Annotated in this window: 10 protein-coding genes and 1 pseudogene; all 11 read right to left on the bottom strand. The window is 72.7% G+C overall.

The features are described from left to right. A partial coding sequence (locus tag ACE3N6_RS18550) for a hypothetical protein (protein ID WP_374247303.1) occupies nucleotides 1-411 on the bottom strand: 411 nt, incomplete at its 3' end. 60 nt (nucleotides 412-471) lie between these two features. After that, a complete protein-coding gene (locus tag ACE3N6_RS18555) occupies nucleotides 472-2358 on the bottom strand; it encodes a hypothetical protein (RefSeq protein ID WP_374247304.1) in 1887 nt (628 codons plus the stop codon). Continuing rightward, nucleotides 2351-3868 (bottom strand): baseplate J/gp47 family protein, encoded by a 1518-nt coding sequence (locus ACE3N6_RS18560; RefSeq protein ID WP_374247305.1) that lies wholly within the window; start codon nucleotides 3866-3868, stop codon nucleotides 2351-2353. The genes ACE3N6_RS18555 and ACE3N6_RS18560 overlap by 8 nt, the downstream gene beginning before the upstream one ends. After that, on the bottom strand, nucleotides 3858-4271 hold the full coding sequence (locus ACE3N6_RS18565) for a hypothetical protein (RefSeq protein WP_374247306.1): 414 nt from the start codon (nucleotides 4269-4271) through the stop codon (nucleotides 3858-3860). Before ACE3N6_RS18565 ends, ACE3N6_RS18560 begins: the two co-directional genes overlap by 11 nt. A gap of 10 nt (nucleotides 4272-4281) precedes the next feature. Further along, entirely contained in the window at nucleotides 4282-4929 is a 648-nt protein-coding gene (locus ACE3N6_RS18570; RefSeq protein ID WP_374247307.1) for a hypothetical protein, read from the bottom strand. A gap of 11 nt (nucleotides 4930-4940) precedes the next feature. Continuing rightward, nucleotides 4941-5579, bottom strand: a complete 639-nt coding sequence (locus ACE3N6_RS18575) for a phage baseplate assembly protein V (protein ID WP_374247308.1) — start codon at nucleotides 5577-5579, stop codon at nucleotides 4941-4943. Between the two features lie 29 nt (nucleotides 5580-5608). Then, nucleotides 5609-6661, bottom strand: a complete 1053-nt coding sequence (locus tag ACE3N6_RS18580; protein WP_374247309.1) for a peptidoglycan-binding domain-containing protein — start codon at nucleotides 6659-6661, stop codon at nucleotides 5609-5611. A 5-nt stretch (nucleotides 6662-6666) separates the two neighbouring features. Continuing rightward, nucleotides 6667-7224: a hypothetical protein gene (locus ACE3N6_RS18585; RefSeq protein ID WP_374247310.1), complete on the bottom strand. Its 558-nt coding sequence runs from the start codon at nucleotides 7222-7224 to the stop codon at nucleotides 6667-6669. Further along, nucleotides 7221-8102, bottom strand: a complete 882-nt coding sequence (locus ACE3N6_RS18590; RefSeq protein WP_374247311.1) for a DNA circularization N-terminal domain-containing protein — start codon at nucleotides 8100-8102, stop codon at nucleotides 7221-7223. The genes ACE3N6_RS18585 and ACE3N6_RS18590 overlap by 4 nt, the downstream gene beginning before the upstream one ends. A 76-nt stretch (nucleotides 8103-8178) precedes the next feature. Continuing rightward, a complete protein-coding gene (locus ACE3N6_RS18595) occupies nucleotides 8179-9216 on the bottom strand; it encodes a hypothetical protein (RefSeq protein WP_374247312.1) in 1038 nt (345 codons plus the stop codon). Continuing rightward, nucleotides 9213-9602 (bottom strand): annotated as a pseudogene (locus tag ACE3N6_RS18600) (hypothetical protein); the annotation flags it as partial. The gene ACE3N6_RS18595 and the pseudogene ACE3N6_RS18600, both read right to left, overlap by 4 nt.

Here is a 9602-nt window from a genome sequence, read left to right on the forward strand (position 1 = left end):
GACGCGGTTGTAGAGCACGGGTTCGGCGCCGGTGACGCCGACCAGGATGCCGGCCTCCTGGAGCGGTTGCGGGTCGGCGTTGCCGGTGGGCGGCAGGGTGGCCACCACCCGGGCGACGATGCGCTGCTGGCCTTCGTAGTCGCCGGGGGCGACGCTGGGCACGGTGGCCGGCGCGGCCACCACGAAGTCGCCCAGCTTGGTGTCGGCGATTTCGGCGCGGGTGCCCGAGCGGCCCACCGCGATCTGCAGGTCGGGGCTCTGGGCGGTGCCGGTGAACAGCCGGGCGAGCAGGGCTCTGCCGGCGCCGGTGATGAGGTTGTTCACCCGGCGGGCCTCCACGAGCCGGCCGCTGGGGTCGCGCAGTTCGATGGATAGGCGTCCGGCGAGACCGTGGGATTCGTGCATCGGCATGGGGTCACTCCTTCGGGGTGGTGGGGCTGGAACGTGGGCCGCGCGGGGTTGGGCGGGGGCTCATCGGCCGTGGGTCCAGTCGAGGCGGGTGGTGTCGAACACGCCGCCGACGGAGAACGGACCGTCGGCGCTGTCGTGGGCGTCCCGCAGGGTGGCGGTGAGGGCGAAGCGCAGCGGGCCGTCGGCCGGGGCGGCGTCTTCGGCCCAGCGCGCGGTGGCGGAGAGGCCGAGGCGTTCGGCGCCGTCGTGCACGTCGCGGCGGGTGGGCTCGGGGAAATCCACGCTGGCGCGCACGCCGGCGGCGGTGGCCCGGGCGATGTCGTCCCGCAACAGGGGCAGGGCGCCCCGGGCGGCGGCAGCGGCGACCCACTCGTTGCGGGGGATGCGCAGCCGGATGGTGGCGGGTGGGCGGGTGACCCAGTCCAGGCGCAGGCTGAGGCGCGGCGCGTGGGCGGTGTCGGTCTCGGTGGTGCCGGCGGTGTCGGTCTTGTCGATGGACTCCAGCAGCACCGAGGCGTAGCGGGCGTCGCCCTGGCCGATGGTGCCGTCGAGGAGCGCGAAGCAGGTGCCGTCCAGGTCGTCGCGGCCGGCGAAGCGGGAGGCGTGCACGGTGTCGTCGGGCCCGGCGAAGGTGGCGTCGGGCTGGGCGAAGGTGAGCAGCATCCAGTCGTTGGCGCCGGGGGTGAGGCGCGGGGTGAGCACGCACTGCTCCAGTATGCTGCAGCGCAGGCTGTCGAAGGTGGTGCCGGGGTCGTCGAGGCGGTGGCCCCACAGGTAGAACACGGCGCTGCTGACGTCCCGTTCGAGGCCGTGGCTGTCGATGAGCACGGCCCGGCCGGCGGGGTGGGTGGCGGCCCAGGCGTGGTGGCCGGGGGCGTCGAAGCCGTCGAAGAGGGCGGCTTCGGCTGCGCCGACGGCGGGGTAGAGGACGAGGGTGTCGCCAGGCTGGAGGGTGCCGGCGTAGAGGGTGATCTCGCCGCTGCCCAGGCTGCGCAGGGCCGGGTAGGGGGCGGGCTGGTCGCGCACGCCGAGGGTGACCACTGGGCGGTCGGGGTGCAGGCTGGCGCTGGTCACGGTGAAGACCCGGCGCAGGCGCGGCGTGGGCTCGACGTGGCGGGCGGCGAGGGTGGGGTTCTCGGTGAGCCAGGCTTCCACCACCGCCTGGGCGCGGCTGGGGCAGGGCTGGCCGCGGTCGCCGCCGGTGCAGCCCGCGCAGCGCTTGCGGGTGCCGGGCGGCATGCCGAAGGCGACGGTGGCGTCGAGCCGGCGTTCGAGGTGCGGGCAGGGCTCTGCGCCCAGATCGGCGATGGCCAGCGACAGCAGGGCGCGGGGCGTGGTGAGGCCGCCGGTGCGCACCCGGGCGGTGATCTGCAGGCGCTGGCGGTAGGTTTCGCCGGGCTCGGGGTCGAGTACCGCCTGGAAGCGGGCGAGGGCGGCGGGGGCGGTCTCGGGCGCGGCGCTGGGGTCGGGGCTGGCGGTGAGGCTCTGGCCGTCGTCGGAGAGGCTGAAGCGCAGGCCCTCGAAGCGGGCGGCGAGGAGGGTTGCCGGGTCGTCGGCGGGGCGGCCGTCCTGCCCGCCCCGCCAGCCGCGGCCCACCAGCTCGTCGAGGGCGTCGGTGCGGGGGGCCGCCGAGTTGAAGTCGACCTTTAAGCTCTTCTCCGGGGCCGACTGGTAGCTCAGATAGCGCACCCGCGGCGGCAGGCGCGACACCTGGAGCAGGCGGCCCAGGCCTTCGAGGGCGCTGGCCTCGGTGGCGTCCGGCCGGTGAGGGCTGGCGAGACCGACCCAGCGGTCGTACTGGATGTGGGTGAGGGTGTCGTCCACCCGCGCGAGGCTGGCCGCCATGCCGTCGATGAGCGCGCCCACCGCGCTCGACGAGGGCTGGGCGGTGAAGATGCGCGGCAGGAGGGCGAGGAGGCGCTCGCGGCGCACCCGCGGATCAGTCATCGCTGCCCTCCACCCGCAGGGTGAGCTTGCGCGGCATGGGCTGTTCGCGGGCGCCGACGGTGGCGAGGTCGCTGTCGTCGTCGAGTTCTTCCACCAGCCCGTCGCGCTCGTGGGTGACGGTGACCCGCAGGCGCACCACGGCGGCCGGCGGCACGATGTTGGTCACCGCCTCGCGCAGGGCGGTGTAGCCCAGGCTGGCGGGGGCTTCGGCGCTGGCCTTGCCGGCGGCCTTGTCGAAGGCGTCCTTGATGGCGCCGGTGATGCGCGCCTGCAGGCCGCCGGTGGGGGTGCCGGCGGCCACGCTGAGGGTGGTGTCCACCCACAGGTTGGGCTTGGGCGGCTCCAGGCTCAGGCGCAGGGGCAGGGCTTCGGGGTGGAGGCCGATGCGCTCGCTGGGGCCGGGCATCACGTCGCCGTTTCCCATCTGCGCGCAAGCGACGGATTCGAGCCCGCTGCCGTCCTTGCATACGAAAGGTTCGAGGATCGGGCGCTGGTCGCTGCGCTCGCAGCCTACCACCGCCTCGTGGCTCAGCAGCAGGGCGCGGATCTTGGCGTCGCGCACCGCCTCGCCCACCTTGAGGGCGCCGAAGTAGTCGGTGAGCACGGCGCGGAGGCGCTTCAGGATGTCGGCCTGCTCGCGCTCGGAGAAGACCGCGTTGAGGGTGAGGGTGGCGGTGATCTGCACGAACACCGGCGTGGCCGGCCCGCAGCGCAGCACGATGCCGGCGGGGCGGACGTTCTCGAGGCGGTTCCTCACCTCTTCGAGCAGTTCGCTGCCGATGTCCCGGTCGCCCAGCACCACCTCGACTTCGCCGGGGCGGCCGCCGGGGTTCTCGATCACCTGCACTTCGCGGATGCCCAGGCTGCGGGCGGCCTCCTCGAGCGCGGCGACGGTGCCGGTGTTGGACGACAGCACCAGCCGGCGGGCGCGGGCGCGCAGCTCGTCGTCGGTCTCCTCGCGCTGGCGCAGCACCAGCTCGCCCGGGTTGCTTACCCGGTCGATGCCGGCGATGGGGCGCGGCAGGCTGGCCAGCGCGCCGGCCTTGACCTTCTTGCCGCCCGGCTCCACCGCCCGCACGCCCACCACCACCTGACGCTCGCCCTTGTCGAGCACGGCGTTGGCGGTGGTGGCGAAGAGCGGCACGTCGCGCCCGGCCACCAGGGTGCCCAGCGGGATGTGGATGTCCTCCGGCGCGGGCTGGCCACGGCTGAACAGGGCGGTGCCTTCCAGGTGGCCGCCGCGCTGGCGATCCAGCCCCAGCAGGGCCACCACGTTGTCGAGGGCCGGGCCGCTGGCCGAATCCAGGTAGGCGTTGCGATACACGCTGTCGAGCTGCTCGTAGCACACCGCCAGTTCGCGGGCGAAGGCTTCGGCGAGGGTGCGCACCACGCTGCCCTCGTTGACGTCGGTGAGGGCCGGCTGGCCGCCCAGTCCCGAGGCGATGTCGGTGAGCAGGTCGTGCACCACCTCCGAGAAGCCCTTCTTGAGATAAACCCGCTCAAGTGGCATCGATGCGTACCTCCAGGCTGGTTTCCAGGCCGCTCACGGCGCGCACCCGGGCCTCCACGTCCACCCCGTCGCGGGTGGGCTCGTGGGGGGTGACGCGCACCTGCAGGACTTCCTCCACCCGCGGGTCGCGCTGAAGCTCCTGGCGCACGTAGCGGCGCAGCAGTTCGAGGTTGGCCCGGTCGAGGGGCTCGCCGATCAGGTCGCGGATGCGGCTGCCGTAGCGCGGGTGGCCGAGGCCGTCGAGTTCGCCCCGGTCTATCAGCAGACGCAGGGTGAGAGCCTGGACGAGGTTCTCCACGCCGCTCACGGTTTCGAAGTCCTGCAGGCCGACGGCGAGGTCGGCCCCTTCGCAGCCGCGGGCGAAGACGAGGCGCAGGTCGGTGCCGAAGGGATCGGGGGCCATCGTCGTGTCCTCACATCAGCCGGCCGGGGCCGGCGCTGGCGCCCGGGGGGCAGGGAATGCCGGGCGAGACCATGGCCTGCCCGGCGAACAGTGTCAGGCCCAGATCGACGCCCTGGGCAAGGGCCTTGGCCAGATCGGGCGCAGCCTCGCCGCGGAGGCCGTTCTGGCTGAGCAGCCCGCTGGCGATGCCCTCCAGCGTCGACGCCAGCGGCACCGGCTGGAGCAGGCCCGGCCCGCTGCTGACGAAGCCGGCCACCGGGATGCCGGGCATCACCATGCTCTGGGCGCAGAACAGGGCGATGCCCTGGGCGACGGTGCCGGCGATGGCCTTGGCAAGCCCGTCGGCGTCGTCGCCGCGCAGGCCCTGGGCCTGGCACTGGCCGCTGGCGGGGCCCTCCAGTTGTGACGCGCCGGGCCCGCCGGCGGGGGGCGGCATCAGCTTGCCGGGGCCGGCGGTGGCGCCGCTGCCGCTGATCGGGTCGGCCGCCACCGGGATGCCGGGCATCGTCATGGCCTGGGACAGGAACATCGTCAGGGCCTTCCCGGTGGTGTTGGCGATGGCCGCGGCGAGGCCCGGCACGTCCTCGCCCTGCAGGCCGGCGGCGTTGAGAAAGCCCTTGGTCGGCGATTCGATCTGGGATGGACTGGGGGCAGGCATGCGCGGGTCTCCTAGCCTTTGGCCTTGACGGTGCCCGAGGGCACCAGGGCCTTGCCGGTGAAGTAGCACTTGTGGGATTTCTCGGTGATGACGCCAGCGCCGTCCTTGCCCAGATCCACCTTGCCCGAGGCGTCCAGCGTGAAGTCGGTGCATTTGATGGTCACCTTGCCCTTGGCCTCGATCGTCAGGTCGGCCTCGCCCAGCACCTCCACGTTGCCGTCCTTCTTCACCGTGACCACCGTCTTGCCGGCGGTGACGATGCAGGATTCGTCCGCGTCGATGGCGAAGCTGCTCGCTCCGTCGGCGGTGGCGAACACGTGCCATTCTTTCTCTTTGTGCAGCGGCGGGTTGATCTTCTCGGAGTACAGCCGGCCGATCACCACCGCCCGGTTCGGGTCGCCGCCCACGTAGTTGAGCAGCACCAGATCGCCCACCTGGGGCGCGCTCGCCATGCCCACATGGGGCGTGGCGATGGGCACCTTGCGCAGCTCCAGCCCGCCTTCGCGCAGCTGCACGGTGCACTCGAGGTTGTGACCGTCGTCCGCCCCGGTGTGGGGGAAGACGCTGGTCACCACCGCAAGCTCGCCCAGGCGCAGGCTGCGCAACTCGTCGCGGACTACCGCGCGGATGATGTCGATCGGGTCGCTCATGGCGTGTCGCTACCGGCCGGGGGGAGGGCTCACTTCTTCATCGGGTCGAAGCCCTTGGGCAGCGCGTCCGCCTTGTAGCGCCTGGCGCGCTTGAGGTTCTTGGTGTCGAAATCCAGGTGGAACAGGCGGTTGAGGGTGGCGTTGTCCAGCGCGCCGCTGACCGGGATCTCGTTGAGCTGCTGGAAGGTGCGCAGCCGCCCGGCCAGCGCGGGGCTGAACGTCTTGCGGTCGTCCACCGCGGGCTCGGTGTAGCCCAGGGCTTCGAGGATGCTGTTGAGCTCCTGCACGTCGATGCCCTTCTTGTCGGTGGAGAAATCCAGCTCCCACACGGTTTCCACGTCCGGCGCCTCGCCAAACTGGCCCACCGATCTGGCGGGCAGTTTGTCGTCGGTGGCTTCCCACAGCCGGCGGGCGCCCAGGCGGTTCACGTCCAGCGACAACTGGCTGGCGCCCTTGCCAAAGTTCTGCAGCCGGAAGTTCTGGTCGAAGGCGAACTGCATCAGGCGCAGCTTGCCGGTGTCGGCGAGCACGAGGTGGCTCTCGGTGGCGGCGCCCAGCTTGGCTTCGTCCAGCGGCGCCTGCTCAATGCCCAGGAGCTTGTAGAGCGCCGCGCCGATCACCTTCAGGTCGTCCGGCTCGGGCACCTTGTCGGCGATCTGGATGATCTTGTCCATGATGTTGCCCACGTCGGGGATCGGTGAATCCGGGCTCGGGTCCTGGCCCACCGCCACCTCCAGCGCGTTGATGAACTCCTTGCTGGTGGCGGTCTTCACGAACTCGGCCGACACCTCGAGCAGCGCCTTGGCGGCGTCGCCCTGGATCAGCAGATCATTGGCGTCGAGGGTGAAACGCTGCAGGTAGGCCACCGCCTGGGTGAGCACGTCCATCGTCTTCGTCACGGCCTTGGCGATGGCGTCATCGCGGAACTCGCGCACCCGCACCACCCGCACCCAGCGGGGGGGCTGCCCAAGGCGCTTGTTGCTCTCGAGGGCGACGCGCACCCCGTCGAGCAGGATGGCGACCGTGCGGAAGGGGTTGTCGGCGCGACCGTCGGCGGTGGTGGCGGGAAGGTTTTCGTCCATGGTGTTCATCCTCCTGAAGAGGCCGCGCCGGGGGGTGAGGACGCGGCCGGGGTGGTGCTGTTGGCGGGTGTCTTGAGCGCCAGCAGTGAAGCGGAAAGGCGATCGAGGGCGGCGATGAGGCCACGCCACTGGGCTGGGGCGAGCATCGCCACGGTGCCTTCGGCCGCGTCGACGCCTTTATCGAGCAGGCTGGAGAACTCGCGCAGGGGGTCGGATACCGTGTGGGCCGACTGGGCGGCGTCGGCGAGGCCGAGGCCCATCTCGGCCAGCCAGCTGCCGCCAGCCTCTGCCGCGTCCCCCACGCCGGCGACGAAGCCGGGCACGCAGCCGAGCAGGGCCACCAGGGCGTCGGCGTCGAGGGCGGCGCGGCGCAGGGGCACGGCGCCGCTGCGGATCTCGGAGAGCACCCGCCCGAGGGCGTCGACCCCCTGGGCGAGCTGGGGCTGGGCGCCCAGCATGATGGCGGTGTTGGCAATGTTCTGGGCGGTCTGGGTGTCGAGCAGCTTGGCGAGGGCATCCACCAGCCGGGCCAGATCGCGGACCACGTCGGCCGGGGTGCTCACTTCAGGCCCCCCTTGATGAGGCTGTTCAGCTCGGGCGGCAGTTCGAGATTTCGGATGCTGCCGGCGAGGCGGGTGGCGCTGTCGGCCACCTCCTTGAGCTGTTTGAGGAAATCCAGCCCGCCGGAGAAGGCCTGCATCAGCTCACTGAGCTTGGACGGGTCGAGCTGCTTGAGGAAGGCGGCGCCTTCCTGGGCGTACTTGACGAGCATGGAGCCCAGGGCGCCGGCTTCTTTCAGGGCAGCGAAGAAGCTGCCGGCCTTGGTGGGGTCGGCCGCCGCGAGGGTGCCGAGCAGGCCGTTGAGCTGGCCGGTGTCGAGGTTGTCGAGGTTGTTGGCGACGGCGTTGCCCAGGGCGTCCATGTCCAGGCTGTCGAGCAGGGCCGGGTTGGCGGCGAGGGCGGCGGGGAGGGACGCGGGGTTCTGCAGCACGCCGGCGGCGGCGAGGCTGGCGTCGCCCCAGGCGGCACCGTCGGCGGCCACCCCGGCGTTCACGTCGGCCAGGGCAGCGTTGCTGGCCTGGGGCGGCTCGATGTGTTCGCGCAGGCGCAGGCTGAAGCGGTAGCGGTCCTTGTAGCCCGCCATCTGACGCACCCGGAAGTCCTCGATGATGACTTCGGTGAGGTCGGTGCCCACCACCAGATCGGCGGCGAAGGACTGGGGTTCGGCCTTGGCGTGGGCCTGGCGCAGGGTTTCGAGGGCGGACAGGGATTCGTCCCCGAACAGCAGGCCGTCGATCAGGATCGTCACCGGCTCGCGGCCCAGATCCTGGAACACGCTGCCCTGCTGCTCCGGCACCCGCTGCTCGACGAGGGTGCGCGCCTCTTCGGTGTGCAGATCCTGCACGCCGGTCAGTTCGATCTTGCCGATGCGCACGGTCATGGGGCAACCCTCCGGTGGCGGGCTGAGCGGCCGTCGGCGGGCAGGTGGGCGATGTGGCGCATGGCCTGCTCCTCCGTCAAAAGCCCAGGCGGGTCAGGGCGCCCCGCTGGCGGTCGAGCACGTGGCGCACGCCGCGCACGTGGAGCAGCCGGCCCTGGCCGAGGAGGGCGGCGGCGGGGTGGTCGCCGGGCAGGCCGGCGATCTCCACCAGATCGCCCGGCAGCACGGCCGGGGTGGCGAAGACCTCGACGCTGCCCCGCAGCAGGCGCGCGGCGACCCCCGCGGCCCAGGCCTTGGCCACGGCCTCGACCGCCTCGCCGGCGCGCAGGGCGCCATCCCGCAGGCGCAGCGGGCGCGCGCCCAGCTTGCCGGCCTGCACCTGCCCGTCGGGGGTGACGCAGGCCTTGGCGCTGACGCCGGAGAGGTCGGTGCTGAGCCAGTGGGCCTTGTCGGCGCCCTTGGCGCTGGCGGCGCCTTCGCCCCACACCTCCACGCTGTCGAAGGCCGGCGGCACGCGCTGGATGGCCAGCCGGGTGACGGATTCGCCGAAGGTGAAGCGGTGGTCTGCGCGGCCCATTTTGGGTGTGGCGCAGTGGATCTTGCCGGCGCCGTCGGCAAACAGCCCGGCGCCGCACAGGGTGGCCAGCCTGCGCAGGTGGCCCAGGGCGGTGGGGCCCCGGTGCAGCGCCCAGGCGGCCAGCTGGGGCCCCTTGGCGACGGTGCCGGCGGTGGCGCCGGCCTTGTCGATGAGGTCCTTGATGATGAAGTCGGCCGAGACGCGCTCGTAGCTGCCTTCCGCTTCTGTCTGGCCAAGCCGGGCGAAGGCGCCGTGGGCGACGATGCGCTGGCCGGTGCTGCCGGCCTCGACGGTGGCCACGTTGCCGGTGAATACCGCCACCATGCCGCTGCCTGCGTCCAGCTTCACCTCCACGGGGTCGCCCGGGGTGGGCGGCGGGCCGTCGGCCAGCTCGATGCGCGCGTGGGCGGTGGGGCCGTCCATGTCCAGCTCGACCTGTAGCTGGAGCAGCTGGCGGGTGGATTCGCCGGCCGTGCTGCTGGCGGTGGCGCCGCCCACCTGGATGCGGTACGCGGTGCGCGGGGTGGCGGGCTTCATACGTCGAGCCCCTGGCGTCGGGCGGCGTCGCGCAGCAGGGCCACGAGGGCGTCTTCGAGCTGCTGTGGGTCGCGGCTGGCGGTGCCGCTGGATTCGCCGCCCAGGGCGACGGTGACGTTGAACTGGTTGGTGACCCGCGGGGTGTCGGCGGCGAGGTCGGGCGGGGCGCTGCGGCTGGCGGGGAGGGCCGCGTCGGTGAGCTGCCAGGCTTTGTCGAGCACCGGGTCCATGGCCTGCATGACGCGGGTCAGGGCCGGGTTGCGGGGGAGCAGGCTGGGGGCGGTGGCGTGGGCCGGCGCCGGGGGCGCGGCGGCATCGAGCCGATCCGGCGGGGCCGCGGTGGGTGCGGTGGCGGGTGGGGGGCGCAGGCGCCAGTGGCGAGGGGG

The sequence above is a fragment of the Zoogloea sp. genome (genome assembly GCF_041904905.1).
In the GTDB taxonomy this organism is placed as follows: Bacteria; Pseudomonadota; Gammaproteobacteria; order Burkholderiales; family Rhodocyclaceae; genus Zoogloea.

What these genes read in the sequence shown, in the direction of transcription:
- ACE3N6_RS18555 (WP_374247304.1), bottom strand. Translation starts at nt 2,358, where the DNA reads ATGACTGATCCGCGGGTGCGCCGCGAGCGCCTCCTCGCCCTCCTGCCG.
- ACE3N6_RS18560 (WP_374247305.1), bottom strand. Translation starts at nt 3,868, where the DNA reads ATGCCACTTGAGCGGGTTTATCTCAAGAAGGGCTTCTCGGAGGTGGTG.
- ACE3N6_RS18565 (WP_374247306.1), bottom strand. Translation starts at nt 4,271, where the DNA reads ATGGCCCCCGATCCCTTCGGCACCGACCTGCGCCTCGTCTTCGCCCGC.
- ACE3N6_RS18570 (WP_374247307.1), bottom strand. Translation starts at nt 4,929, where the DNA reads ATGCCTGCCCCCAGTCCATCCCAGATCGAATCGCCGACCAAGGGCTTT.
- ACE3N6_RS18575 (WP_374247308.1), bottom strand. Translation starts at nt 5,579, where the DNA reads ATGAGCGACCCGATCGACATCATCCGCGCGGTAGTCCGCGACGAGTTG.
- ACE3N6_RS18580 (WP_374247309.1), bottom strand. Translation starts at nt 6,661, where the DNA reads ATGGACGAAAACCTTCCCGCCACCACCGCCGACGGTCGCGCCGACAAC.
- ACE3N6_RS18590 (WP_374247311.1), bottom strand. Translation starts at nt 8,102, where the DNA reads ATGACCGTGCGCATCGGCAAGATCGAACTGACCGGCGTGCAGGATCTG.
- ACE3N6_RS18595 (WP_374247312.1), bottom strand. Translation starts at nt 9,216, where the DNA reads ATGAAGCCCGCCACCCCGCGCACCGCGTACCGCATCCAGGTGGGCGGC.